Source organism: Pseudomonas sp. SJZ077, from assembly GCF_007993905.1.
Lineage (GTDB): Bacteria > Pseudomonadota > Gammaproteobacteria > Pseudomonadales > Pseudomonadaceae > Aquipseudomonas > Aquipseudomonas mandelii.
The window spans coordinates 1-25,336 of the sequence record NZ_VIUJ01000022.1 but is presented as its reverse complement, the minus strand read 5'-3'; the positions used below and the strand labels follow the sequence as shown (position 1 = coordinate 25,336).

The window sequence follows — 25,336 nt, the reverse complement described above, 5'->3', positions numbered from 1 at the left end:
CGCTTGGCTTGTGGAATCCGAATTTTCAGCCATCCTTGGCATGCCGACATGTGTCGGACTGGCGAAAGGACTGTTCCAGAGTGGCCGGCAGCTGCAAATCACACTTTAGAGGGATCAAGCTCTACTACCTGCTGGCTATAGTCCGCTCAAGGATTTTTAAGAACGGAGCGCACGCACAAAACGGGGCGATGCAATTTGGAGTGACTTCGGGACGCCTTGGCTCCCCGTCATCCACAACGTTTTTAGAAGTGCTAACTGCCATAACAATAATGCACATGGAGTAGCGTCGATGACATCAGTAAACACGTTCTGGCGCCGGGCGAAATTGCCCCTGGCGGTCAGTCTCGCCTCTTCGCTCGCCGGGCCTGCATTCGGCGTCAGTTTCAACGTTGGTGAAATCGAAGGTCAGTTCGATTCTTCCCTCTCGATCGGTTCCAGCTGGTCTACCGAGAGTGCCAACAAGAACCTCATTGGCGTGAACAACGGTGGCAGCGGCCTGTCCCAGACCTCTGATGACGGTCACCTGAACTTCGAAAGCGGGAAAACCTTCTCGAAGATCTTCAAGGGCATCCATGACCTTGAATTGAAATATGGCGACACTGGCGTTTTCGTCCGTGGCAAATACTGGTACGACTTTGAACTGAAGGACGAAAGCCGTCCGTTCAAGGACATCAGCGACAACAACCGCAAGGAAGGCGCCAAGTCCTCCGGCGGGCAAATCCTCGACGCCTTCGTCTACCACAACTACTCCGTTGCCGATCAGCCGGGTTCCGTGCGTCTGGGCAAGCAGGTAGTGAGCTGGGGTGAAAGTACCTTCATCGGCGGCGGCATCAACTCGATCAACCCGATCGACGTGTCTGCGTTCCGTCGTCCGGGTGCCGAGATCAAGGAAGGCCTGATCCCGGTCAACATGTTCTATGTGTCCCAGAGCCTGACCGAAAACCTGTCGGCAGAAGCCTTCTACCAGTTGGAATGGGACCAGACCGTTGTCGATAACTGCGGCACGTTCTTCTCGCAGCCGGACATTGTTGCCGATGGTTGCGAAAACAACCTGCGCGTGCTGAACAAGCGTTCGCAGATTCCAGCCGTGGCGTTGGGTCCATTGGCCGCCAACGGCGTCAATGTCAACGAGGAAGGTGTGCTGGTCCAGCGTGGCGGCGATCGTGATGCTCGCGACAGCGGCCAGTGGGGCGCGTCCCTCAAGTACATGTTCGAGCCGCTGGACACCGAGTTCGGTGCCTACTTCATGAACTACCACAGCCGTGCGCCGATCTTCAGCGCCACGGGTGCGCCGCAGTCGGTCTATAACACCGCGGCTTCTCTGCCAGGACCGTTCGCCGCACTCGCGCCGCTGCTGGTGGCAGGTAATTCGAAATACTTCATCGAATACCCTGAAGACATTCGCCTCTACGGCCTGAGCTTCTCTACCACCCTGCCTACCGGTACGGCGTGGAGCGGTGAACTGAGCTACCGTCCGAACGCACCGGTGCAGCTCAACTCCACCGACATTCTGTTCGCCGGTGTACGACCTCTGGGCGGTGCCCTGGGTAACGCTTCGCTGCTCTCTGCCGGCCCGGGTCAAGACCTGCACGGCTATCGTCGTAAAGAAATCACCCAATTCCAGACCACCCTGACGCACTTCTTTGACCAGGTCATGGGCGCAAGCCGTCTGACCCTGGTGGGCGAAGTGGGCGTGACTCACGTCGGCGGCCTGGAAAGCACTTCCGACCTCCGTTATGGCCGCGATCCGGTCTACGGTCCGGGTGCATTGCCAGCCACTGGCGGGGCGAATACGTGTGTGGCCCTCAACACCAGCACCATCAACGGTGCCGGCCCAGGCACTCCAACCAACAACCGCAGCCGCAACTGCAACAGTGACGGCTTCACCACGTCGACTTCGTGGGGCTACCGTGGTCGCGCCATCTGGGAATACAACGACGTGTTCGCCGGCGTGAACCTCAAGCCGAACGTGGCTTGGTCCCACGACGTGGACGGTTACTCGCCAGGCCCTGGCGGCAACTTCGAAGAAGGTCGCAAAGCCGTGAGCCTGGGTGTCGATGCCGAATACCAGAACACCTACACCGCGAGCCTGGCCTACACCAACTTCTTTGATGGCAAGTACACCACCGTCGATGACCGCGACTTCGTTGCGCTCAGCTTCGGCGTGAACTTCTAAGCACTGTTTTTTCAGGACGAACACACATATGAAAATAACAAAGAGTCTGTTCCACGCTGGAGTTCTGGGGCTTTCGCTGCTGGCGACCAGCGTCATGGCGGCAGTGCCTGCTGCCGAAGCGGACAAACTGGGCAAGAGCCTGACGCCGATGGGCGCCGAGATGGCGGGCAACGCTGACGGTTCGATCCCGGCCTGGAAACCGATGGCGAAAAACGCCGGCACCGTCGACGGCAAAGGCTTCCTGTCTGACCCGTTCGCCAGTGAAAAACCGCTGTTCACCATCACTGCGCAGAACGTCGACCAATACAAAGACAAGCTCGCTCCGGGCCAGTACGCGATGTTCAAGCGCTACCCGGAAACCTTCAAGATGCCGGTTTACCCGTCCCATCGTGGCGCGACCGTGCCGGATGCCGTGTTCGCCTCCATCAAGAAAAACGCCACCAACACCAACCTCGTGTCTGGCGGCAACGGCCTGGAAAACTTCGAAACCGCCGTACCGTTCCCGATTCCAAAGACCGGCGTTGAAGTCATCTGGAACCACATCACCCGTTATCGCGGAGGCAGCGTGACCCGCCTGGTGACCCAGGCGACGCCGCAACCGAACGGCTCTTACAGCCTGGTGTACTTCCAGGATCAGTTCGTGTTCCGCGACAAGATGAAGGACTACGATCCGGCGAATCCGGGCAACATCCTGTTCTACTTCAAGCAGAAAGTGACCGCGCCGGCACGTCTGGCCGGTGGTGTGCTGCTGGTGCACGAAACCCTCGATCAGGTTAAAGAGCCACGTTCGGCGTGGGTCTACAACGCCGGTCAACGTCGAGTGCGTCGTGCGCCACAAGTGTCCTATGACGGGCCGGGTACTGCGGCTGACGGCCTGCGGACCTCCGACAACCTGGACATGTACAACGGTGCGCCGGATCGCTACGACTGGAAACTCGAAGGCAAGAAAGAGATGTACATTGCCTCCGACAGCTACAAGCTCGATTCGCCGCAACTGAAGTACGACGACATCATCAAGGCCGGTCACATCAACCAGGACCTGGCTCGCTACGAGCTGCGCCGGGTCTGGCATGTGGTGGCTACCTTGAAGGAAGGTCAGCGTCACATCTACGCCAAGCGTGACTTCTACATCGACGAAGACACCTGGCAAGCCGCGGTGATCGACCACTACGACGGTCGTAATCAACTGTGGCGTGTGGCGGAAGCTCACTCCCAGAACTACTACAACGTGCAAGTGCCGTGGTACACCCTGGAAACCCTGTACGACCTGCAATCGGGCCGTTACCTGGCACTGGGCATGAAGAACGAAGAGAAGTCGGCGTATGACTTCGGCTTCACCGCGACCACCAGCGATTTCACCCCCGCTGCGCTGCGTCAGGACGGGGTTCGTTAACCTGCACTGAACAGAGGCCGCATCCTCGAAAAACGCCCCGACTGGTTCGGGGCGTTTTTTTTTGCCCGGATTTCTCACTGTGAATCTTCAGTGTCGATGACGGCCTATCGCGGGCAAGCTCACTCCCACAGGTAGCGCGCTGTTCCATGAGCGCGCGGTCAACTGTGGGAGCGAGCCTGCTCGCGATGGAGACGCGATACGGTCTGTCAGGAAAACGCCATCTCAAGCCCCGCAACTTCTGCTTGTATTCTTTTTGTAGCCATTTGTAGCAATAACCTTCATTCCCTCTTCGTTTACCGATAGTCTGCGGACATCTGCAACGCCGCCACCCGCAATTCAAACAAGAGCCGGCCATGACTGATCTGTCCCCACTCCCGGGCCCTGCAAGCGTTGCCGTCGCGGCACTGGACGGGCGCTTTTTTCGGCCCCCGTTGCCCGACGGCCATGTGCTGCGGCCTCGCCTGTGCGAGCGCCTGAGTGCTGGCCTCGGTGGCAGGCTGTTGCTGGTCAGTGCACCCGCCGGGTTCGGCAAGAGCTCACTGGCGGTGGAGTTCTGTCAGGGGCTGCCGGCCCATTGGCACAGTCTGTGGTTGGGGTTGAGTCCTCGAGACAGCGATCCGGGGCGTTTCCTCGAGCGGTTGCTCGAAGGTCTTCAGGATTACTTTCCGAAGCTCGGCAGCCAGGCCCTGGGTCTGTTGAAAATGCGCCAGCGCCATCAGCCCTTCGCCTTCGAAGAATGGCTGGACGGGTTGCTCGATGAACTGGCCATCCACCTTTCGCCAATGACACCATTGCTGCTGGTGCTGGATGACTATCACCTGGCACAGGGGCCTGTGCTGGATCGTTGTTTGCAGTTTTTCCTCAATCATTTGCCCGATGGCTTGCTGGTCATGGTGACCAGCCGACAGCGTCCGGACTGGCATCTGGCGCGTTTGCGCTTGTCGCGGCAATTGCTTGAGTTGCATGAGCAGGACCTACGACTGACCCACGATGAAGCCCTCACGTTGCTCGATCGACACAGCAGTTCATTGCGTGGCGAGGCACTGGAAAACCTGATCCAGCGCAGTGAAGGCTGGGTCGCCGGCCTGCGTTTCTGGTTGCTGGCGGCGTCCGAAGCCGGTACCGACGGAGCATTGCCGCAGTCGTTGCACGGCGGAGAAGGGCTGATTCGCGATTACCTGCTCGAAGAAGTCATCGATTGCCTGCCCGCCGAAGTGCAGTCGTTCCTGTACGACACCGCGCCTCAGGAACGTTTTTGCAGCGAGCTCTGCGACGCGGTCCGCGAGGCCCATGACAGTGCCGAAATCCTGCGTTTCCTTCAGGCGCACCAAGTGTTTCTGGTGCCGCTGGACGAACATGGGCACTGGTATCGCTATCACCATTTGTTTTCCGACCTGCTGCGTACCCGGCCCGCCGCCCAGTCAATCGTGCCGGCCGCCAGCCTGCATCTGCGCGCCTGTCGCTGGTTCAATGCGCAGGGGTTGCTCGACGAAGCGGTGGAGCAGGCACTGCGCGCCGGACACCTGGACGTTGCAGCGAACCTGGTGCAAAACCTCTCTGAAGAACAACTGCTCGCCGAACAGAATGTCGGCATGTTGCTGCGCTGGAAAATGGACTTGCCCGACAGCCTGCTGATCAGCACACCGCGCCTGATTGTGCTCTACAGCTGGGCGTTGGGACTGGCCTGTCAGCTGGACGCTGCCGAGGAGCTGGCGGCGCACTTGAGTCGTTTCCTGCCAGCCCCGTCGGCCACTGCGCAGAAGTCCATGCTAGCGCAATGGCTGGCCCTGAGTGGCATCATCGCCCGGGGGCGAGGCAATCGCGCGCTCACGCAACTTTACTGCACCGAAGCGCTGGATAGTCTGCCGGCCAAGCGCTACGGGCAACGGCTGATGTGTCTTTCGACGCTGTCCAACCTGGCGATCGCCGACGGCGACCTGTGGCGTGCACGCAGCTTGAACCGCGAATCGCTGGAATTGGCGCAACGGGTCGGCAACCCACTGTTCGAAGCGCTGGCCCATTACGACCGCGCACGTGTTCTGCAAGCGCGCGGAGAAATTCTGCGCTCGTTGCAGGAGGTCCGTCAGGGGCTGCAACGCCTGCAAGGGTTATCCCCGCAACGGCTTTACGCCGTGCGTGCACGCCTGACCTTGTACGAGGGCTTTTTGCTGGCCGTGCGCTTGCAGCCGCAAGCCGCGCGGGTGCGTCTACAAGCCGGTTTGAATGAAGCCCGAGCCTGTCGCGATATCAGCGTGTTGATCGGCCACTGCGTGATCGCCCGGCTCGAGGGCAGCAGCGGCGAGTTCGCCAAAGCCTTCGCCGAACTCGCCGAAGCCGAACGCCTGATGCACATCTGGGACGTGCCGCCGATCTACTACCTGGCGATGATCACCCTGGTCAAATGCGAGCTCTGGCTGGCCCAGGGCCGTACCGATCTGGCCGAAGCCTGGCTGGCGCGATTGGGACAGACCTACAACGGCGAGCACGCGGCAGCGCCGCCGGAATTCCATCCACAGCTGCCGCTGCATATCGAATTGCAGCAAGCCTTGCTGGAGGTGATCCAGGGGCAGCCGATGCTGGCCGAGGGGCGTTTGAACGCGCTGCTTGAGCATGGGCAGAAATCGGGACGGCAAATGCTCAGCGTGATGGCGCTGACTCAGAAAATCACCCTGTTGCTTTCGGCCGGGCGTGAGCCCGAGGCGCGCAAGGCGTTTGCCCAGGCACTGGAAGCGGCAGCTGGTGGCGTCCTGCAACCGTTCGACCGATTGCTGGCCGAACACCCGGACTGGCTGCGCGGGCAACTGCAACTATGCGCTCCTACAGTCGTTTCGCAGGAACTGACCGAAAAACTACCAGCCATGGCCGCTCGCCCCACACTGGAAGTATCCCCCGCAACAGAACAGCTCAGCGCGCGTGAACTGGCCGTCCTGCGCCTGATCGCCCAAGGGTGCTCGAACCAGGAAATCAGCGATCAGCTGTTCATCTCGCTGCACACGGTCAAGACCCACGCCAGTCACATCAATAGCAAACTCGGGGTTGAGCGGCGCACGCAGGCGGTGGCGCGGGCTAAAGAGTTAAGGGTGCTGGAGTAGCGCATTTTCAAGATCTACCGGGTCCGCTAAATGACGGAATACGGTTTTGTGCCAAAATTGCCCATCCCTGTTTTCCGAGCATGCCCCGATGTCCCAGCAGCCCACCCTGATCCGCGAAACCTTCCCCGTCGGCCCATTGCAGTGCAACTGCACGATCATCGGCGACCCGATCACCAAAAAAGCCATCGTGGTCGACCCAGGCGGCAACCACGAACTGATCCTCGCGCGCCTCGATGCCTTGGGCCTGAAGGTGGTGAGCATCATCCACACCCATGCGCACCTGGATCACTTTCTGGCCTCCGGTCAGCTCAAGGAGAAAACCGGCGCGACCCTGCACCTGCACAAAGAAGATCAGTTCCTTTGGGACAATCTGGAGATGCAGTGCCAGATGTTCGGTGTGCCTTACACGCCGGTGCCGTCGCCGGATCGCTGGTTGGCCGACGATGAAGAGCTGGCTTGCGGTTGCGGCGTGGCGTTGCACACGCCGGGTCATACCCCGGGTTCCATGAGCTTTTGGTTTTCCGAGGCCAAGCTGCTGATTGCCGGTGACACGTTGTTTCGTCGCGGGGTAGGGCGTACGGATTTGTGGGGTGGCGATCAAGCGACCATCGTGCGGTCAATCAAGCAGCGACTCTATACGCTCGACGAAGAAGCAACGGTCGTGACCGGGCATGGTCCGGACACGCGCTTGGGCGATGAAATGCGCGAGAACCCGTTTGTGCGGGCTTGAAGGCAATCGACGGAATTTTCGTCGGCCAAAATGATCCAACACCCGCAAAGGTCCAATGCCTTTGTCCGTTGCACCCCAGAATGCAAAAAGTAGGAGCTCTTCATGTTCACCAAGCAGCGTTTGATTATCGTCGCTACGGCTGTGGCCTTGCTGTCTGGCTGCGCCTCGCCTAACCCTTATGACAACCAGGGCCAGGCTGACAGTGGCTCCACGGGCATGAGCAAAACCGCTAAATACGGTGGCCTCGGCGCTCTGGCTGGCGCCTTGGCTGGCGCCGCCATCGGTCATGATAACCGTGGCAAGGGCGCGCTGATTGGCGCTGCCGTGGTGGGTGCTTCCGCTGCCGGTTACGGTTACTACGCTGACCAGCAAGAGAAAAAGCTGCGGGCCAGCATGGCCAACACCGGTGTCGAGGTGCAGCGTCAGGGTGACCAGATCAAACTGATCATGCCGGGCAACATCACGTTTGCCACCGATTCGGCAAATATCGCCTCCAGCTTCTATCAGCCGCTGAACAATCTGGCCGGCTCGCTGAAGGAGTTCAGCCAGAACCAGATCGAAATCGTCGGCTACACCGACAGCACCGGCAGCCGCCAGCACAACATGGACCTGTCGCAACGTCGTGCGCAGAGCGTGGCGACCTATCTGACCTCGCAAGGTGTCAGCGGCGCCAACCTGTCGGCTCGCGGTGCCGGGCCGGATAACCCGATTGCCAGCAACGGCGACGTCAATGGCCGGGCGCAGAACCGCCGCGTTGAAGTCAACCTGAAGGCGATTCCGGGTCAGCAGTACGGTGGTCAGCAACAGCCGGGTACGGTTCAGCAATACCCGTAACATCTGCGCAATAAAAAACTGTGGGAGCGAGCCTGCTCGCGAAGGCGGCGTGTCAGACAACAATCAGGTTGGGCTGACACGCCGCCTTTCGCGAGCAGGCTCGCTCCCACATTTGGTTTTGGCCTGTCGCGACTTTCCTAGTTGGCTTCTTTTACCGCGCTGAGAAACGCGCAAGTACGTTCCTGTTGCGGGTGCTCGAAGATCTGCTGCGGCGTGCCTTGTTCATGGATCTGGCCCTTGTAGAAGAAGCACACGCGATCAGCGAACTCCCGGGCAAACCCCATCTGGTGTGTGACCATCAGCATGGTCAGGTTGTGCTCGGCACCGAGTTTGCGGATCACGTTGAGCACTTCGCCGCACAATTCCGGGTCGAGCGCCGAGGTGACTTCGTCAAACAGCATGACCTTGGGCCGCATCGCCAATGCCCGGGCAATCGCGACCCGTTGTTGCTGCCCGCCCGACAGCTGCGAAGGGTAGTGCCCCAGTTTGCTGCCCAGCCCGACCAGTTCCAGCAAATCTGCCGCCCGTTCCCGCGCTTCGGCCGGTTTCATGCCGAGCACCTGCACCGGCGCTTCGATGACGTTTTGCAGCGCCGTCATGTGCGGGAACAGGTTGAAGCTCTGGAACACCATGCCGATCTTGCCGCGAACGCGACGGATATGCCGATCATTGGCCGGTACCAGCACGCCATTGCGGTTAGGCATGTGGGTCAGCAGGTCATCCTCGATGCGGATCAGTCCGTCATCGATGCCCTCAAGCGTCATCAACACCCGCAGCAGCGTGGATTTGCCGGAGCCACTGGGGCCGATGATCGCGACTTTCTCCCCTGGCGTAACGTCCAGGTTCAGGTGGTCGAGTACGGTGAAATTGCCGTAACTCTTGGTGACGTCCTGGAAGCTGACAATCGGCTTGACCGGATTGGGTTCATGCATGGCCGTGGCCTCCTGCGGATGCAGCGGTGACGGATGGCTGCGCCGGGAAAGGTCGGTAGGTGTCGAGAGTGGAGAAGTCATTAGCGTAGCTCCAGGCGCACTTCAAGGCGCCGTACCAGATAAGCCAAGGCGATGCTCAGGGCGAGGAAAAACAGACCGACCATGGTGATCGGCTCCAGGTAGCGGAAGTTCTCGGAACCGATGTTTTTGGCCTGTTGCATGATTTCCACCACGGTAATCGCCGACAGCACCGGTGTGTCCTTGAGCATCGCCACCAGGTAGTTGCCCAATGGCGGCAGGATCGGCCGCAGGGCCTGGGGCAAGATGATGTTGCGGTAGGCGTTGTAGGGCGCGATGTTCAGCGCCGTGACCGCTTCCCATTGCGCTCGCGGCACGGCGTCGAGGCCACCGCGATACACCTCGGCGATGTAGCAGGCGTAATGCAGGCCGATGCCGAGAATCCCGACTTGCATGGCCGTCATGCTGACGCCGTAATTGGGCAGCACGTAGTAGAGGAAATACACCTGGATCAGCAGCGGCGTGCTGCGGATGAACTCGATCACCCCGGTCGCCGGCCACGACAACCAGACTCTGCGGCTGCGTCGGCCAATCGCCAGGAACAGCCCCAGGACAATGGCGATCAGGAAACCGATCAGGGTAATCCCCACGGTGTTGAGCGAAGCGCGCAGCAAATCGGGGAGGATTTGCCAGGCGTAGGTCCAGTCGAACAGTGTCATGACAGACCTCCACGCATCCGCCCGCGAGCCAGACGCCGCTCTATCTGGCGCATGCCGATATTGATGGCTTGCGCCAGGACGAAGTAGATCACCAGCGCCAGGCTGAAGATTTCCAGGGTCTGGAAGGTTGCCTGATCGAGTTGCCGGGCACGAAAGCTCAGGTCCGACAACGTGATCAGCGACACCAGCGAGGTGTTTTTCAGCAATTCGATCAGCAGGTTGGTGCCGGGTGGGATGGCCGCAAGTAAGGCCTGCGGCAGGATGATCCGCCGAAAGCGTTTGTAGCCGCTGAAGTTCAGCGCCGTGGACGCTTCGTACTGACCTTTGGCGACCGAACTGATCGCGCCGCGCATCACCTCGGCGCCGTAAGCGCCGATGTGCAGGCCGAGGCCGACAATGGCCACGCTGTAGGGGCTCAGCTCAATATTGAACGGCGGCAACGGCAGCACAAAAAACAGCCAGAACAATTGCACCAGCAACGACGTGCCGCGGAACACTTCAATGTAAGCAATCGAAAACCAGCGCAGTGCCCGCCATGGCGACATGCGCCCGAGTGCCGCCAGAATGGCGGCGGCAATCGCCAGCAGCGAGCCGAAGAATGTCACCTGGAGGGTTACCCAGGCGCCTTGTATCAACAGCGGAAGTAATTCACCCATGATTCAACCTGGCCATCCGGAGTAAGCAGGGGAAATAGGCATCGCGCCGTGGCGCCATGCCTGTTTCGACTATTGAGCGCAGAGCTCGGCAGCCGTTTTGCTTGTCACGTTGGATTTGTCGAAGCCGAAAGGGGCGACCGCCTTGAGGTGCTCTTCGGAGCCCAGCCACTTTTTCATCTCGGCGTTGACCGCATCACGCAGGTCCTTGTCTTCCGGGCGGAAAGCGAGGGCGCCGTAGCCGATGTGCGACGGATCGTCCTTGAACTCAGTGACGGCTTCGACTTTCTCGCCGCCCTTGGCGGCCAGGCCTTTCATGGTCAGTTGCGTGCCCACTGCCGCGTCGGCACGGCCGGCGCGCACGGCTTGCAGCTGCGCGGTGGTGTCCGGCACCTGAAGGATTTGCGCATCCTTCACGCCGGAGTCGCGCGCATAGGCCAGGTTCACCGTGCCGGCCATGATCGCCAGCTTCACATCAGGGTTCTTGGCGATGTCTTCATAGCTGTGCAGGTTCTTCGGGTTGCCTTTGGCCGTGAGCAGGGCATCCGGCAGCTGGTACTGCGGATCAGTAAACAGCACCTGCTTGCAACGAGCCGGGGTGATGTACATGCCGGCGGCAATCACGTCGAATCGCCCCGCGCGCAGTCCCGGGATCAAGGAGCCCCATTCGGTCAACACGCCGTCGACTTTCTTGATGCCCATCTTCTCGAAGATCGCTTTGGCGATTTCCGGCGATTCGCCGGTAACCTTGCCGTCGGTTTCGGTATAGGCGAAAGGGGTTTCGTTGGCGTAACCGATGCGAATGCTGCTGTTCTGTTTGACGGTTTCCAGCGTATTGGCGGCGTGGGCGCTGGCGGCCAGGCCGAACAAGGCACACGCCACGAACAGACGACGCAAAACATGGGGGGTGCGGGTGGGGAAATTGCTCATCGATAAAATCTCCTGTTTCTTGTGGACCCGTCTGTGACGGCTCTGTGGTAGGAGGCAGTGTGACAAGAGCAAAGCGTATAAGGACTGATCCATGGCGCGGGACGCAGTTCCGATACAGGTCGATTGGTTTTGTTGTAGGGGCTTGAAACGTGCCCGGGCATCGACCTTGGTCCGAGCATACAAAAGCCTCAGGCATCGTGGCATTGCACTAGGACAATTGCTTTGCATGTATTCTCGCGGGATGCTGTGCGCACTGGTACCTACGCGGGTTTTAGCGCCGATGGATAAGTGGAAAGCAGCATTGGACGTCGCCCGCAGCGGTGAGTCCAAATACAAGATCCTGGTGCAGGCCATCGCCGACGACATCGAGCAAGGCGTGTTGGCCAACGATCAGCGCCTGCCGCCGCAACGGCACGTCGCCGATGCGATGGGCATCAGCGTGCAGACGGTCACCAACGCCTATAAGGAGCTGGAGCGCCAGGGCCTGGTGCGTTGCGAAGTCGGGCGCGGCAGCTTTGTGTCGCGACGCATGAGCGATCGGGTCGCCACCTATATTCTCGACAGCCCCGAGCGGGCCCTGGTGGATTTTTCCATCACCCGGATCATGCACACCCGTGAGCATGACCAGTTCTGGCGCGAGACCTGCCGCGAACTCAGCACCGAAGAGGATCAGCCGTGGATTCATGCATTTCGTCCGATTGCCGGGTTCGAATCGCACCGGGAAGCGGCCATGCACTGGATCGGGCGACAAGGGTTACGGGTCGAGCGTGACGACATCCTGATCACCAACGGCGCGGCCCACGGCATCTTTCTCGCGCTGGCTTCCTTGGCCGGCCCGGACGATGTGGTGCTGTGCGAGGGCGTCACCGACCACGGTGTGATCGGCAATTCCCAGGTGCTGGGGTTTACCCTCAAAGGCCTGGAGATGGACCGTTACGGCATTGACCCCGAGCATTTTGAAGACATGTGCAGTAACGAGCGCATCACCGCGCTGGTCTGTACACCGAACCTGAACAATCCCACCACCAGCCTGATGCCGGATAGCCGCCGGCGTGAAATCGCCGAGATCGCCCGGCGCTTCGGGGTGCACATCATTGAAGACGATGTGTACGGCCCGTTGCTCGATGAGCGACGCGCGCCGCCGATCAGTCATTACCTGCCGGAGCTGTCGTTCTATTGCACCAGCATGACCAAGTCGGTGCTCACCGGTTTGCGCATCGGTTATCTGGTCGTGCCCAAGCGGCTGGCGCTGCGCACCGAGAGTATCTTGCGGGTCAACAGCTGGATGGCCACGCCCATGGTGTCCGAGATCGCGGCGCGCTGGATTCGTGATGGTCGCGCCGACACCCTGGTGGGCCTGCAGCGCAAACTCCTGGCGGGCCGCCAGGCGCTGGTCACTGAGTATCTGGACGAATACCTGATCGCCCAGCACCCCTATGCCTTGAACGCCTGGATCGGAATTCCGCCCCATTGGGAAATCGACAGCCTGGTCCGGGCATTGCGCCACAAACACATTGCCGTCACTTCACCTGACCCGTTCACCGTGCGCGGCACGCCTCGGCCGCGAGCGGTGCGGGTCTGTGTGGGCGCCGAATGCAGTGATGAAGAAATGCGTGTTGCGCTGATCGGCATGCGCGAGATCTTCGGCCAGTACCCGCAGATCCATGACTTTTGAGCGAGAAAAAGTTCGCGAAAAGTTTGTCGGCTAAATTGCCCTAGTACATTCATCGCGACAATCCAGCCCTCTTAGACTGCGCCCAACACCTCGGTTGGGATGCGGTCATGTCAGCACTGCAATTGAACGATATTTACCTCGCTCGCCAGCGGATCGAATCGTTGGTTCGGCGCACGCCCATGGAGTATTCACCCAGCCTCTCGCAGCGCTTGGGTGTGGCGGTGTTTCTCAAGCTCGAATCCCTGCAACTGACCGGCAGCTTCAAGTTGCGTGGCGCCAGCAATGCCGTGGCGCAGCTTGATGTCGAGCAAAAGGCCCGTGGCGTGGTGGCCGCCTCGACCGGCAATCACGGTCGGGCGCTGGCGTATGCCGCGTCCCGGCAAGGTGTGAGGGCGACCATTTGCCTGTCGCGCCTGGTGCCGGCGAACAAGGTGCAGGCCATTCGGGATCTGGGGGCCGAGGTGTGCATCGTCGGTCACTCTCAGGACGATGCCCAGCGCGAAGCCGAACGGATTGCCAGCGAGCAGGGCGCGACATTGCTGCCGCCCTTCGACCACCCGGCGATCATCGCGGGGCAAGGCACCCTCGGGCTGGAAATCCTCGAGCAGCAGCCAGAGGTGGCGCAAGTGCTGGTGCCGTTATCCGGCGGCGGTCTGTTTGCCGGCGTGGCACTGGCGATCAAAAGCGCCAATCCACACATCGTCACTCACGGCATCAGCATGCAGCGTGGCGCGGCGATGCACGCCAGCCTTGAAGCCGGGCATCCGGTCGAAGTCGAGGAGTTGCCGACCCTGGCCGATTCGCTCGGCGGCGGCATCGGTCTGGACAATCGTTACACCTTCAACATGACCCGCAACCTGTGCGACCACCTGCATTTGCTCAGCGAAGCCTCTATCGCCAATGCCATCCGCCATGCCTACCGCGAAGAGCGTCTGGTGCTCGAAGGCGCGGCGGCGGTCGGTATTGCCGCGTTGCTCGACGGATTGATTGAGCCGCGTGGGCCGATCGTGGTGGTGGTCAGCGGCCGTAACGTCGATGTCGATCAGCATTTACGCGTGCTCGCCGGAGCCGATGCGTGAACCCCACAACAATAACCATCCGATTGGAGCGCTGCGTTGATGAGTGACATTACTTTATTGAGCGAAGCGGATTTGCGCGCCTGTGTGGCGCTGGATTTGCCGAGTATCGAAGCCATCGAGCAAGCCTTTGTGCTGCTGGCCACGGCCGCCGTGGCAATGCCGCCGATCCTGCGTCTGGACATCCCGGAGCACAACGGCGAAGTGGACGTGAAGACCGCGTATCTGCCGGGTCTGGAGCGTTTTGCGATCAAGGTCAGCCCGGGCTTTTTCGATAACCCGGCACTCGGCCTGCCGAGCCTCAACGGCATGATGATGCTGTTGTCGGCGCGCACCGGTTTGCTGGAGGCCTTGTTGCTGGATAACGGTTACCTGACGGCCGTGCGCACTGCGGCGGCGGGTGCGGTGGCGGCGCGGGCACTGTCGCGGCCCGACAGTCGCAACGTTGCGCTGATCGGGGCCGGCGAGCAGGCCGCGCTGCAGTTGCAGGCCTTGCGCCTGGTGCGTCCGATTGAATCGGTGCGGGTCTGGGCGCGTGACAGCGCCAAGGCAAACAGCTTCAGCGCAGAACTGGCGCGCAGCAGCGGTCTGGCGGTGACGCCTTGCGCGAGTATCGAAGAGGCCATGGCCGACGCGGACATTGCGATCACTTGCACGCCCAGTCGTGAACCCTTGATTGAAGCGCGCCATTTGCATCCCGGCCTGCACATCACTGCCATGGGCTCCGACGCCGAACACAAAAACGAAATTTCGCCCCAGGCGTTGGCGCAGGCCGACCTCTACGTGGCTGATCGCTTGAGCCAGACCCGCCTCCTCGGTGAATTGCATCACGCCTTGGCGGCCGGCGTCATGGCCGAGGAATCGCGCCTGGTCGAGTTGGGTCAGGTGCTGGCCGGGCAACGTCCCGGCCGCACCGATGCGGCACAGATCACCGTGTGTGACCTCACCGGTACCGGTGCTCAAGACACCGCCATCGCCAATCTGGCCTTCGAGCGTGCGCGCTCGGCCGGCAAGGGTTTCCAGTTCGGCAGCTAAGCCGTTTTTTCATCCGTGCGTCATTTATCAGAGGGCATGTGCATGTCTCAGATAGTCGTCAATCTCCCGTTCGAACGGGAGGAATACGCCCAGCGTCTGGCCAGGGTTCGAGCGGCCATGCAGGTTCAGGGCATCGAGTTGCTGCTGGTCACTGATCCATCGAACATGGCCTGGCTGACCGGCTATGACGGTTGGTCGTTTTACGTCCATCAATGTGTGTTGCTGGCGCTCGACGGCGAGCCGGTCTGGTTCGGGCGCGGGCAAGATGCCAACGGCGCCAAGCGCACCGTGTTCATGCAGCATGAAAACATCATCGGGTACCCGGACATTTATGTGCAGTCCCGGGAACGCCATCCAATGGATTACCTGTCGCGCGAAGTCATCAGCGCTCGCGGCTGGGACGCGCTGACCATTGGCGTGGAAATGGACAACTATTACTTCAGCGCCGCCGCCTATCTGTCGCTGAAGAAACACCTGCCAAAGGCCACGCTGATCGACGCGGTCGGGCTGGTGAACTGGCAGCGGGCGATCAAGTCGCCCCAGGAAATCGCCTACATGCGCATCGCCGCGCGCATCGTTGAAAACATGCACGCGCGGATCCTTGAACGCATTGAGCCGGGCATGCGCAAAAACGAACTGGTGGCCGAGATCTACAGCAGCGGCATTCTCGGCGCCGACGGTCATGGCGGTGATTACCCGGCCATCGTGCCGCTGTTGCCGACCGGCGCCGATGCCAGCGCGCCGCACCTGACCTGGGACGACACGCCATTCGAAAAGGGCGCCGGCACGTTCTTCGAAATTGCCGGTTGCTACAAGCGATATCACTGCCCGTTGTCGCGCACCATTTACCTGGGCAAACCGCCGCAGCATTTCCTCGACGGCGAAAAAGCCGTGGTCGAAGGCATCGCCGCCGGGCTCGAAGCGGCCAAGCCAGGGAACACCACGGGTGACATTGCCGTCGCGTTTTTCAAAGTGCTGGAGAAGTTCGGCATCCACAAGGACAGCCGTTGCGGTTATCCGATCGGGATCAGTTATCCGCCGGATTGGGGCGAGCGCACCATGAGCTTGCGTCCCGGCGACACCAGCGTGTTGCAACCGGGCATGACCTTCCACTTCATGCCGGGCCTGTGGATGGACGATTGGGGGCTGGAAATCACCGAGAGCATTTTGATCACCGAGACCGGTGTCGAAACGTTATGCAACGTGCCACGCCAACTGTTCGTGAAGGATTGAGCCATGAGCGAATTGCCTGATAACCCGATCAGCGCCACGGTGGATTTCGCCCGCGAAGGCGTGCAGCACGGGTTTCTCAAACTTCCGTATTCGCGGGACGACTCGGCCTGGGGCGCGGTGATGATTCCGCTGACGGTGATTCAGCGTGGTCAGGGACCGACGGCGCTGCTGACCGGCGGTAACCACGGCGACGAATACGAAGGCCCGGTTGCGCTGAGCAAACTGGCGCAGGGGTTGACGGCTGGTGAAGTGAGCGGGCGGGTGATCATCGTCCCGTTCATGAATACCCCGGCGTTCCACGCCGGACGGCGCACGTCGCCCATCGACAAGGGCAACCTGAATCGCAGTTTTCCCGGCAAGCCGGACGGCACGGTGACCGAGAAAATCGCCGATTACTTCAACCGGACCTTGTTGCCTTTGGCCGATATCGTGCTGGACATTCATTCTGGCGGCCGCACCCTGGATTTCCTGCCGTTCGCCGCGAGTCATGTGCTGCCCGATAAACACCAGCAAGCCCGATGCGAAGCCGGCATGCGCGCGTTCAATGCCCCCTACAGCATGCGCATGCTGGAGCTGGATGCGGGGGCGATGTACGACACAGCCGCCGAGCGACAGGGCAAAGTTTTCGTCACCACCGAACTGGGTGGCGGTGGTTCGTCCAGCGCACGCAGTGTGGCGATCGCCGAGCGCGGGGTGCGCAATCTGCTGGTGCATGCCGGGATTCTCGAAGGCGAGGTCCAGACCGCTGCGTCGATCATGCTCGACATGCCGGATGCTGATTGCTTCATTGCCAGCGAACATGACGGCTTGCTGGAAATGTGTCGCGATCTGGGTGACAACGTGAGCAAGGGCGAGGTGATTGCCCGGGTTTATGACGCCACCCGCAGCGGTGTTGCTCCGGTGGAATATCGTGCGGCCCGCAGCGGTTTACTGGCGGCGCGGCATTTCCCCGGGTTGGTGCAGTGCGGTGACACCGTGGCAGTCATCGCCGAAGTATTGGCGTAACACAATCCTTGTGGGAGCGGTCACGTCAGCTCCCACAAGGTCCCAATGGCACAGGAGTTCCTCGGCCCATGCACAAGCTTGATCGCTACGACCTGAAAATCCTGCGAATCCTTGCCGAAGACGGGCGGATCACCAAGTCGAGCCTGGCCGACGCGATCAATCTATCGGTGACCCCGGCCTGGGAGCGCGTGCGCAAACTGGAAGCGCTTGGGTTGATCAAGGGCTACCGGGCGCAGATTGACTGGAATGCGGTATTCAAAAGTCAGCAGGTCCTGGTCGAAATCACCCTGGCCCGACACACCGCACAGGATATGCGCCGGTTCGAGCAACGCATGTGCGAGGCGGCTGAAGTGGCGTTCTGTTACGCCACCGGTGGCGGGGTGGATTACATGGCGATGATCCAGGCGCCGGACATCGATCACTACCAGCGGTTTATCGACCAGCTGCTGCTCGACGATCTGGGCATCGAGCGTTACTTCACCTACATCGTGACCAAGACCATCAAGACCGCCGGCGCCTTGCCAGCGGAGCTGGCACAAGAGCCCTGAACACGACAGATCCGTGTGGGAGAGGGCTTGCTCACGTTGACTGACACGCCGCTTTCGCGAGCTGGCTCGCTCCCACATGACTGCTTGTCTGACTGAAAGAACAGTGTTCGTTAAGGGTCACCGCAAAATCTTCGGTTTTGCGCTGTTCAATCAGAAAAAACCGCCTGCCAAGCCCCGCCAAACACCCAATAACCCGAGCCGAGCTGCCCTAGCATGGTTCCACGCACACGGTTTGGAGTAACCGCCATGACATACAAACATCCGCTGCTGTTCAAGGCACTGTGTTACGTCGATGGGCATTGGGTCCACAGCGACAGTGGTCACAGTGTCGCCGTGCATAACCCTGCCGACCTGAAATTGATCGGCCACGTGCCGATGCTCGATCAGCCGCAGATTGTCGCGGCTGTCGATGCCGCGCACCGGGCTTTTGCCGGCTGGCGCGAACAAAGCCTCGATGCGCGTGGGACGATTTTGCGGCGCTGGGCGGCGTTGATCCTTGAGCATCAGGAAGACCTGGCACGCATCCTCAGTCAGGAACAAGGCAAGCCGCTGGCCGAGTCTCGTGGGGAAATCGCTTACGCCGCGAGTTTCATTCCCTGGTTCGCCGAGGAAGCACGGCGTCTTTATGGGCAAAACATTCCCAGCCACATTCCTGGTGCACATCTGGGCACTCTCAAGGAGCCGGTCGGCGTCTGTGCACTGCTGACACCGTGGAATTTCCCGTCGGCCATGATCACCCGCAAAGCGGCCGCCGCCCTGGCCGCTGGCTGCACCGTAGTGATCAAACCGGCCCATGAAACGCCTTTTTCAGCATTGGCGCTGGCGCAACTGGCGGAGGAGGCGGGCTTCCCGGCGGGCGTGTTCAACGTGGTGCTGGGCGAGCCGCAGATGACCATGCAAACCCTGGTGCAGGACAGCCGCGTGCGTTCGGTCAGCTTCACCGGCTCGACCCGCGTCGGCAAGTTGGTGTTGCAAGCGGCAGCGCAGGACGTGAAGAAAGTCTCGCTGGAACTGGGCGGCAATGCGCCGTTCATCGTCTGCGCCGATGCCGATCTGGCGCTGGCGGTGAAAGTCGCCGTAGAAGCCAAATTCCAGACCTCGGGTCAGGATTGCTGCGCGGCCAACCGGATCATGGTGCAGCGCTCGATTTACCCGGAATTCCTCCAGCGCTTTGCCGCTGCGGTTCGCGAGCTGCGGGTCGGTCCGGCCCTGGTGGGCGATCAAGAACAACCTGTCGACATCGGCCCGTTGATGCACCGGGCCGCTTTCGAGGTGACGGCCGAGCGTGTGGCTGACGCCCTTCAACTCGGTGCGCAACGCTTGGTCGGCGGCGAGGCTCACGCCTTGGGGGGATTGTTCTACCAGCCGACGGTGCTCGCGGATGTCACCCCGCAGATGCGCATCTACCGAGAAGAGAATTTCGCGCCGATTGCGGGGGTGATGCCTTTTGACACCCTTGAGCACGCCATCGAAATGGCCAACGACACCGAATACGGTTTGGCCGCCTACATTTGTTCCAATCGCCTGGACCTGATCTACCCGCTGATTCGCCGACTCGACCACGCCATGGTCGCGGTCAACGGCGTCAAGTTCACCGGCCATCCAATTCCGTTCGGTGGCATGAAAGCCTCGGGGCTGGGCCGCGAAGGCGGCACCGAGGGCTTCGAAGCCTTTGTCGAAACCAAATACTTTTGCCTGCACCATCAAGGCCAGTTCTAAGGAGACATGTCATGAACCAAGAACTCGATATCCTGTTCGAACAAGACCGCGCGCACTTCATGCACCCCTCGACCCACGCCCATGACCACGCCAGCGGCGCGCTCAAGGGACGCATCATCAAGAGTGCGTCGGGCATTCGCATCCGCGACCACGAGGGCCGCGACTTCATCGATGCCTTCGCCGGCCTGTACTGCGTGAACATCGGCTACGGCCGTACCGAAGTCGCCGATGCGATCTACAAGCAGGCCAAGGAGCTGGCGTATTACCACACCTATGTGGGGCATTCGACCGAGGCGATCATCGAGTTGTCCAGCCGCATCATGGACTGGGCGCCGCAGGGCATGAAAAAGGTCTATTACGGTCTGTCCGGGTCTGACGCCAACGAAACCCAGATCAAACTGGTGCGTTACTACAACAACGTATTGGGTCGCCCGCAGAAGAAGAAAATCATCTCCCGCGATCGCGGTTATCACGGCTCGGGCATCATGACCGGCAGCCTCACCGGCCTGCCGACTTTTCATCAGCACTTCGACCTGCCGGCCGAAGGCGTTAAACACACCGTTTGCCCGCACTGGTACCGCAAGGCGCCGGCCGGCATGGATGAAGCGGCGTTCGTGCGCTATTGCGCCGACGAACTGGAGAAAATGATCCTCGCCGAAGGGCCGGACACCGTGGCCGCGTTCATCGGCGAGCCGTTGATGGGCACCGGCGGCATCATCGTTCCTCCGGCGGGTTATTGGGCGGCGATTCAAGCGGTGCTCAACAAATACGACGTGTTGCTGATCGCCGATGAAGTGGTGTGCGCGTTCGGTCGGCTGGGTTCGAAGATGGGCAGCCAGCGTTACGGCATGCAGCCGGACTTGATCACCACCGCCAAGGGCCTGACGAGCGCCTATGCACCATTGTCGGCAGTGATCGTCGGCGAAAAAGTATGGGACGTAATCGAAAAAGCCTCTGAATCACAAGGTGCAATGGGCCATGGCTGGACGTACTCCGGTCACCCGATCTGCGCCGCCGCGGCCTTGGCCAACCTCGATATTCTGGAGCGGGAAAACCTCACCGCCAACGCCGAGAAAGTAGGCAGCTACCTGAACCGCCGGTTGCGCGAAACCCTGGAAGGCCATCCGCTGGTGGGTGAAGTGCGCGGTGACGGCATGCTTGCCGCCGTCGAGTTCATGGCCGATCGCGAGCAGCGCACGCCGTTCGACGCCGCCTTGAAGGTCGGCCCGAAAGTTTCGGCGGCCTGTCTCGAGCGCGGCATGATTGCCCGGGCGATGCCTCACGGCGACATTCTCGGCTTTGCGCCGCCGTTGATTTTGACCGAGGAAGAAGCCGACCTGATCGTCGACATCACCAAGAGCGCGGTGGATCAGGTGGCCAGCGAAGTGCTTGGCTGATCCCCAGCCTGGTTGAACAGGGCCCGTCCGATTCACAGATCGGGCGGGCTTTTTTGCGTCGCCTGTTCAGGCCCGCAAAGAGGCCCTGACAGGCACCAAAAATCCTCGATCAGAAACAAAAAAACCTCGGACAATCACTCGTCCGAGGTTTTTTGTGTCGCGCGAGACCTGATTACTTCTTCAGGCCGTAATGCTCATCGAGCATGCCCGGCGCGTTCGGAGCTTTGGGGGCGTAGTCGCGAGGCGGCTCCTGATTGCGCGGTGGCGTCAGGCGTTCCCGTGGAGCCTGTGCCGAATCGGCGTGCAGGGCGGCCAGCAAGCGTTGACGAGTCTGCTCGTCCAGGGCCAGGCGGTTGGCACCCTCGGCGAGGTGATCCTGCACTTCCTGATAGCTCGCCGTCAGCTTCTTGACCAGGTTTGCAGTGCTGTTGAAGTGGGTGACCACCTCGTTCTGATAACTGTCGAAACGTTCCTGAATGTCATCCAGCTGACGTTGGGTGCTGCTAGGCGCGGCATTCGGCACCAAACGAGCGATCAGGAAACCAATGGCGACACCCACAACCAGGGCAAGAGTCGGCAACAACCAAACTAAGAGCGAGTGTTCCACGAGTCCTTCCTCTATAAACGGCTTTGCTTTACGTTAACGGCTCGAACCTGCGCTGTATACCGCGATTCACTCGCAATAGATTGGCACAGACAATTTGCTAGACGAGTCGACCCGATTCGAGGTCACGGAGTTCCTTCCTTGCTTATGCGCGAAACCCCTGTAGTGATTGATGGCCCGGTCGGCCAACTGGAAGCCCTTTATCTTGATAATGAGCAGCCGCGCGGCATCGCGCTGATCTGCCACCCGAACCCGGTGCAGGGCGGCACCATGCTCAATAAAGTCGTATCGACCCTGCAGCGCACCGCGCGCGACGCCGGTTTGATTACTTTGCGCTTCAACTACCGTGGCGTCGGTGCCAGCGAAGGCACCCACGACATGGGCACCGGCGAAGTCGACGACGCTCAAGCCGTTGCCGAATGGCTACGGGCCAAACACCCCGAGTTGCCGCTGACCCTGTTCGGTTTCTCCTTTGGCGGTTTTGTTGCAGCAAGTCTCGGCGGACGCCTGGAAGCCAAGGGCGAACAGCTCAAGCATCTGTTCATGGTCGCGCCGGCTGTCATGCGCCTGGGCGATCAGGATCAACTGCCGCAGCAGGGTGAACTGACCCTGATCCAGCCGGAAACCGACGAAGTGATCGATCCGCCACTTGTTTACGAATGGTCCGACAAGCTCGAACGCCCCCATGAGCTGCTGAAAGTGGCAGAATGCGGACACTTTTTTCATGGCAAGCTGACCGATCTCAAGGATCTGATCCTGCCGCGCCTTTCGAATTGATTGCAGTCTGACAAGCGATTACCCATGACGACTCGTACCCGTATCCTCACCGGCATCACCACTACCGGCACGCCGCACCTGGGCAACTACGCCGGCGCCATCCGCCCGGCGATCCTGGCCAGCCGTGACAGCAATGCCGATTCGTTCTACTTCCTGGCCGACTACCACGCCCTGATCAAATGCGACGACCCGCTGCGCATCCAGCGCTCGCGTCTGGAAATCGCCGCGACCTGGCTGGCCGGTGGCCTGGATGTGGATCGTGTGACGTTCTATCGCCAGTCCGACATCCCGGAAATCCCCGAGCTGACCTGGCTGCTGACTTGCGTTGCCGCCAAGGGCCTGCTCAACCGCGCCCATGCCTATAAGGCCTCGGTGGACAAGAATGTCGAGGCAGGCGAAGACCCGGATGCGGGCATCACCATGGGCTTGTACAGCTACCCGGTGCTGATGGCCGCGGACATCCTGATGTTCAACGCCCACAAGGTGCCGGTCGGTCGCGACCAGATCCAGCACGTGGAAATGGCCCGCGACATCGGCCAGCGCTTCAACCACCTGTTTGGCCAGGGCAAAGAATTCTTCACCATGCCGGAGGCGCTGATCGAAGAAAGCGTCGCCACGCTGCCAGGCCTCGACGGTCGCAAGATGTCGAAGAGCTACGACAACACCATTCCGTTGTTCAGCAGCGCCAAGGAAATGAAGGACGCGATCTCGCGGATCGTCACCGACTCCCGCGCGCCGGGCGAAGCCAAGGATCCGGACAACTCGCACCTGTTCACCCTGTTCCAGGCGTTTGCCACGCCGGCACAGTCCGATGAATTCCGCAGCGAACTGTTGCAGGGCCTGGGTTGGGGCGAGGCGAAGAATCGCCTGTTCCAACTGCTCGATAGCGAGCTGGGCGAGTCCCGCGAGCGTTATCACCAACTGATCGAACGCCCGGCGGACCTGGAAGACATGCTGCAACTCGGCGCGAAAAAAGCCCGTTCGGTCGCCACGCCGTTCCTCCACGAACTGCGCGAAGCGGTCGGCCTGCGCTCTTTCGTCGCTCAGACTCAGGTCGCTGCCACCACCAAGAAGAAAGCCGCGAAAGCCGCGCGTTTTGTCAGCTTCCGCGAAGAAGACAGCAGTTTCCGTTTCCGTCTGCTGGCGGCCGATGGCGAGCAACTGCTGTTGTCGCGCAACTTCGCCGACGGCAAAACCGCTGGTCAAGTGACCAAGCAGCTGCAATCGGGCCAGCCGTTGGATGTGCGCAGTGAAGAGCAGAGCTTCAGCGTCTGGCTGGAAGGTGAGTGCGTGGCCGACAGCCCGACCTTTGCTGACAACGCCGCTCGCGACGTCGCCATTGACGCCTTGCGGGTTGCGCTGACACCGGTTCAGGAATAAATCAACGGCTCGACCCGACCAAGGGCCGATTGCCATTCCCACGGGCCGTCGCTACAGTGACGGCCCGTTTTTGTTGCCTTGCTAACGAATTATGACGCCCCTAGAACGATATCAAGCTGATCTGAAACGCCCGGAATTCTTCCATGACGCCGCGCAGGAAACCGCCGTGCGTCATTTGCAGCGCCTGTACGACGATCTGGTCGCTGCGTCGAACACCAAGCCGGGCCTGCTCGGCAAACTGTTTGGCAAGAAAGATCAGGCACCGGTCAAGGGCCTGTATTTCTGGGGTGGCGTGGGTCGCGGCAAGACTTACCTGGTCGACACCTTCTTCGAAGCGTTGCCGTTCAAGGAAAAGGTCCGCACTCACTTCCACCGCTTCATGAAGCGCGTGCACGAAGAGATGAAGACCCTCGGCGGCGAGAAGAACCCGCTGACCATCATCGCCAAGCGCTTCTCTGATGAAGCCCGGGTGATCTGTTTCGATGAATTCTTCGTGTCCGACATCACCGACGCGATGATCCTCGGCACGCTGATGGAAGAGCTGTTCAAGAATGGCGTGACCCTGGTTGCGACCTCGAACATCGTGCCGGACGGTCTGTACAAGGATGGCCTGCAACGTGCGCGCTTCCTGCCGGCCATCGCGCTGATCAAACAGAACACCGACATCGTCAACGTCGACAGCGGCGTCGACTATCGTCTGCGCCACCTCGAGCAAGCCGAGCTGTTCCACTTCCCTCTGGACGAAGCCGCTCAGGAAAGCCTGCGCAAAAGCTTCCGCGCCCTGACTCCGGAATGCACGGCCGCCATCGAGAATGACGTGCTGATGATCGAGAACCGCGAAATTCGCGCCGTGCGCACCTGCGATGACGTGGCCTGGTTCGACTTCCGCGAACTGTGCGACGGCCCGCGCAGCCAGAACGATTACATCGAGCTGGGCAAGATTTTCCACGCCGTGTTGCTCAGCGGTGTCGAGCAGATGAGCGTCACCACCGACGACATCGCCCGACGCTTTATCAACATGGTCGACGAGTTCTACGACCGTAACGTCAAGCTGATCATCTCGGCTGAAGTCGAGCTCAAGGACCTCTACACCGGCGGTCGTCTGAACTTCGAGTTCCAGCGCACGCTCAGCCGTCTGCTGGAAATGCAGTCGCACGAATTCCTGTCCCGGGCGCACAAGCCGTAGGACGATTCGGACAATAAAAAAAGGGCCTGCACATGCAGGCCCTTTTTTGTTCACCGCAGATTTCCTGTGGGAGGAGCCTGCTCGCGAAGGCGGAGTGTCAGTCACATAGATGTTTGATGTGATACCGCTTTCGCGAGCAGGCTCGCTTGTATGGTAGGACTTGAAGGGAGGAGGAGGGACAAGGCTCGATTCTGACTGTTGACGCAGTACAGACTGTGGGAGAT

Annotated in this window: 21 protein-coding genes; 16 read left to right on the top strand and 5 right to left on the bottom strand. The window is 60.6% G+C overall.

Features of this window, described 5'->3' with window-relative positions; all coding sequences use genetic code 11:
- Positions 1–289 precede the first annotated feature (289 nt).
- From FBY01_RS25980 to FBY01_RS25960, 5 genes are all read left to right on the top strand, one after another.
- Positions 290–2,176 (top strand): DUF1302 domain-containing protein, encoded by a 1,887-nt coding sequence (locus FBY01_RS25980; RefSeq protein WP_102595362.1) that lies wholly within the window; start codon positions 290–292, stop codon positions 2,174–2,176.
- A 28-nt stretch (positions 2,177–2,204) separates the two neighbouring features.
- Positions 2,205–3,569, top strand: a complete 1,365-nt coding sequence (locus FBY01_RS25975; protein WP_145310098.1) for a DUF1329 domain-containing protein — start codon at positions 2,205–2,207, stop codon at positions 3,567–3,569.
- A gap of 353 nt (positions 3,570–3,922) precedes the next feature.
- The gene (locus FBY01_RS25970) at positions 3,923–6,661 is read left to right on the top strand and encodes a LuxR C-terminal-related transcriptional regulator (protein ID WP_145310100.1); all 2,739 of its coding nucleotides are present in this window, start codon (positions 3,923–3,925) and stop codon (positions 6,659–6,661) included.
- Between the two features lie 88 nt (positions 6,662–6,749).
- Positions 6,750–7,391 carry an MBL fold metallo-hydrolase gene (locus FBY01_RS25965; RefSeq protein ID WP_010458191.1) on the top strand — a complete coding sequence of 214 codons (642 nt, stop codon included), beginning with the start codon at positions 6,750–6,752 and terminating at the stop codon, positions 7,389–7,391.
- 102 nt (positions 7,392–7,493) lie between these two features.
- A complete protein-coding gene (locus FBY01_RS25960; RefSeq protein WP_010458190.1) occupies positions 7,494–8,225 on the top strand; it encodes an OmpA family protein in 732 nt (243 codons plus the stop codon).
- A gap of 137 nt (positions 8,226–8,362) precedes the next feature.
- Here FBY01_RS25960 and ehuA read toward each other — a convergent pair whose 3' ends face one another.
- The 4 genes from ehuA to ehuB all read right to left on the bottom strand — a co-directional run bounded on the left by ehuA (position 8,363) and on the right by ehuB (position 11,477).
- Positions 8,363–9,157 (bottom strand): ectoine/hydroxyectoine ABC transporter ATP-binding protein EhuA, encoded by a 795-nt coding sequence (ehuA, locus tag FBY01_RS25955; RefSeq protein ID WP_010458189.1) that lies wholly within the window; start codon positions 9,155–9,157, stop codon positions 8,363–8,365.
- Between the two features lie 80 nt (positions 9,158–9,237).
- Positions 9,238–9,894, bottom strand: a complete 657-nt coding sequence (gene ehuD / locus FBY01_RS25950) for an ectoine/hydroxyectoine ABC transporter permease subunit EhuD (protein WP_145310102.1) — start codon at positions 9,892–9,894, stop codon at positions 9,238–9,240.
- The gene (ehuC, locus tag FBY01_RS25945) at positions 9,891–10,550 is read right to left on the bottom strand and encodes an ectoine/hydroxyectoine ABC transporter permease subunit EhuC (RefSeq protein ID WP_145310104.1); all 660 of its coding nucleotides are present in this window, start codon (positions 10,548–10,550) and stop codon (positions 9,891–9,893) included. The genes ehuD and ehuC overlap by 4 nt, the downstream gene beginning before the upstream one ends.
- Positions 10,551–10,619: 69 nt before the next feature.
- Positions 10,620–11,477 (bottom strand): ectoine/hydroxyectoine ABC transporter substrate-binding protein EhuB, encoded by an 858-nt coding sequence (gene ehuB / locus FBY01_RS25940; protein WP_010458186.1) that lies wholly within the window; start codon positions 11,475–11,477, stop codon positions 10,620–10,622.
- A 280-nt stretch (positions 11,478–11,757) separates the two neighbouring features.
- Between ehuB and FBY01_RS25935 the strand changes: the two genes are divergently transcribed.
- From FBY01_RS25935 to FBY01_RS25900, 8 genes are all read left to right on the top strand, one after another.
- Positions 11,758–13,152 (top strand): PLP-dependent aminotransferase family protein, encoded by a 1,395-nt coding sequence (locus FBY01_RS25935; RefSeq protein WP_042932568.1) that lies wholly within the window; start codon positions 11,758–11,760, stop codon positions 13,150–13,152.
- Positions 13,153–13,259: 107 nt separating this feature from the next.
- Positions 13,260–14,231 carry a hydroxyectoine utilization dehydratase EutB gene (eutB, locus tag FBY01_RS25930; protein ID WP_010458182.1) on the top strand — a complete coding sequence of 324 codons (972 nt, stop codon included), beginning with the start codon at positions 13,260–13,262 and terminating at the stop codon, positions 14,229–14,231.
- A gap of 39 nt (positions 14,232–14,270) precedes the next feature.
- On the top strand, positions 14,271–15,263 hold the full coding sequence (locus tag FBY01_RS25925) for a cyclodeaminase (protein WP_145310106.1): 993 nt from the start codon (positions 14,271–14,273) through the stop codon (positions 15,261–15,263).
- Positions 15,264–15,305: 42 nt separating this feature from the next.
- Positions 15,306–16,496, top strand: coding sequence for an ectoine hydrolase DoeA (gene doeA, locus FBY01_RS25920; protein WP_083375769.1), 1,191 nt, complete (start codon positions 15,306–15,308; stop codon positions 16,494–16,496).
- 3 nt (positions 16,497–16,499) lie between these two features.
- Positions 16,500–17,501 (top strand): N(2)-acetyl-L-2,4-diaminobutanoate deacetylase DoeB, encoded by a 1,002-nt coding sequence (doeB, locus tag FBY01_RS25915; RefSeq protein WP_083375770.1) that lies wholly within the window; start codon positions 16,500–16,502, stop codon positions 17,499–17,501.
- 68 nt (positions 17,502–17,569) lie between these two features.
- Positions 17,570–18,049 (top strand): Lrp/AsnC family transcriptional regulator, encoded by a 480-nt coding sequence (locus FBY01_RS25910; RefSeq protein ID WP_083375771.1) that lies wholly within the window; start codon positions 17,570–17,572, stop codon positions 18,047–18,049.
- 246 nt (positions 18,050–18,295) lie between these two features.
- A complete protein-coding gene (locus FBY01_RS25905; protein ID WP_010458172.1) occupies positions 18,296–19,768 on the top strand; it encodes an NAD-dependent succinate-semialdehyde dehydrogenase in 1,473 nt (490 codons plus the stop codon).
- 11 nt (positions 19,769–19,779) lie between these two features.
- Positions 19,780–21,165, top strand: coding sequence for an aspartate aminotransferase family protein (locus tag FBY01_RS25900; RefSeq protein ID WP_145310108.1), 1,386 nt, complete (start codon positions 19,780–19,782; stop codon positions 21,163–21,165).
- A 172-nt stretch (positions 21,166–21,337) separates the two neighbouring features.
- On the opposite strand, the gene FBY01_RS25895 is transcribed toward FBY01_RS25900, so the two are convergent.
- A complete protein-coding gene (locus FBY01_RS25895; protein WP_010458168.1) occupies positions 21,338–21,772 on the bottom strand; it encodes a YhcB family protein in 435 nt (144 codons plus the stop codon).
- Positions 21,773–21,916: 144 nt separating this feature from the next.
- Between FBY01_RS25895 and FBY01_RS25890 the strand changes: the two genes are divergently transcribed.
- The 3 genes from FBY01_RS25890 (at position 21,917) to zapE (ending at position 25,112) form a co-directional block, all read left to right on the top strand.
- Positions 21,917–22,546 (top strand): alpha/beta hydrolase, encoded by a 630-nt coding sequence (locus tag FBY01_RS25890; RefSeq protein WP_042932570.1) that lies wholly within the window; start codon positions 21,917–21,919, stop codon positions 22,544–22,546.
- Between the two features lie 24 nt (positions 22,547–22,570).
- Entirely contained in the window at positions 22,571–23,926 is a 1,356-nt protein-coding gene (locus FBY01_RS25885; protein ID WP_010458165.1) for a tryptophan--tRNA ligase, read from the top strand.
- 91 nt (positions 23,927–24,017) lie between these two features.
- Complete coding sequence (zapE, locus tag FBY01_RS25880; RefSeq protein ID WP_010458163.1) at positions 24,018–25,112, top strand: cell division protein ZapE; 1,095 nt, start codon at positions 24,018–24,020, stop codon at positions 25,110–25,112.
- The last annotated feature ends 224 nt before the right edge of the window (positions 25,113–25,336 follow it).

Bases quoted from the DNA above. Each gene is read 5' to 3' on its own strand.
- FBY01_RS25980 (WP_102595362.1), top strand. From the start codon at position 290: ATGACATCAGTAAACACGTTCTGGCGCCGGGCGAAATTGCCCCTGGCG.
- FBY01_RS25975 (WP_145310098.1), top strand. From the start codon at position 2,205: ATGAAAATAACAAAGAGTCTGTTCCACGCTGGAGTTCTGGGGCTTTCG.
- FBY01_RS25970 (WP_145310100.1), top strand. From the start codon at position 3,923: ATGACTGATCTGTCCCCACTCCCGGGCCCTGCAAGCGTTGCCGTCGCG.
- FBY01_RS25965 (WP_010458191.1), top strand. From the start codon at position 6,750: ATGTCCCAGCAGCCCACCCTGATCCGCGAAACCTTCCCCGTCGGCCCA.
- FBY01_RS25960 (WP_010458190.1), top strand. From the start codon at position 7,494: ATGTTCACCAAGCAGCGTTTGATTATCGTCGCTACGGCTGTGGCCTTG.
- ehuA (WP_010458189.1), bottom strand. From the start codon at position 9,157: ATGCATGAACCCAATCCGGTCAAGCCGATTGTCAGCTTCCAGGACGTC.
- ehuD (WP_145310102.1), bottom strand. From the start codon at position 9,894: ATGACACTGTTCGACTGGACCTACGCCTGGCAAATCCTCCCCGATTTG.
- ehuC (WP_145310104.1), bottom strand. From the start codon at position 10,550: ATGGGTGAATTACTTCCGCTGTTGATACAAGGCGCCTGGGTAACCCTC.
- ehuB (WP_010458186.1), bottom strand. From the start codon at position 11,477: ATGAGCAATTTCCCCACCCGCACCCCCCATGTTTTGCGTCGTCTGTTC.
- FBY01_RS25935 (WP_042932568.1), top strand. From the start codon at position 11,758: ATGGATAAGTGGAAAGCAGCATTGGACGTCGCCCGCAGCGGTGAGTCC.
- eutB (WP_010458182.1), top strand. From the start codon at position 13,260: ATGTCAGCACTGCAATTGAACGATATTTACCTCGCTCGCCAGCGGATC.
- FBY01_RS25925 (WP_145310106.1), top strand. From the start codon at position 14,271: ATGAGTGACATTACTTTATTGAGCGAAGCGGATTTGCGCGCCTGTGTG.
- doeA (WP_083375769.1), top strand. From the start codon at position 15,306: ATGTCTCAGATAGTCGTCAATCTCCCGTTCGAACGGGAGGAATACGCC.
- doeB (WP_083375770.1), top strand. From the start codon at position 16,500: ATGAGCGAATTGCCTGATAACCCGATCAGCGCCACGGTGGATTTCGCC.
- FBY01_RS25910 (WP_083375771.1), top strand. From the start codon at position 17,570: ATGCACAAGCTTGATCGCTACGACCTGAAAATCCTGCGAATCCTTGCC.
- FBY01_RS25905 (WP_010458172.1), top strand. From the start codon at position 18,296: ATGACATACAAACATCCGCTGCTGTTCAAGGCACTGTGTTACGTCGAT.
- FBY01_RS25900 (WP_145310108.1), top strand. From the start codon at position 19,780: ATGAACCAAGAACTCGATATCCTGTTCGAACAAGACCGCGCGCACTTC.
- FBY01_RS25890 (WP_042932570.1), top strand. From the start codon at position 21,917: ATGCGCGAAACCCCTGTAGTGATTGATGGCCCGGTCGGCCAACTGGAA.
- FBY01_RS25885 (WP_010458165.1), top strand. From the start codon at position 22,571: ATGACGACTCGTACCCGTATCCTCACCGGCATCACCACTACCGGCACG.
- zapE (WP_010458163.1), top strand. From the start codon at position 24,018: ATGACGCCCCTAGAACGATATCAAGCTGATCTGAAACGCCCGGAATTC.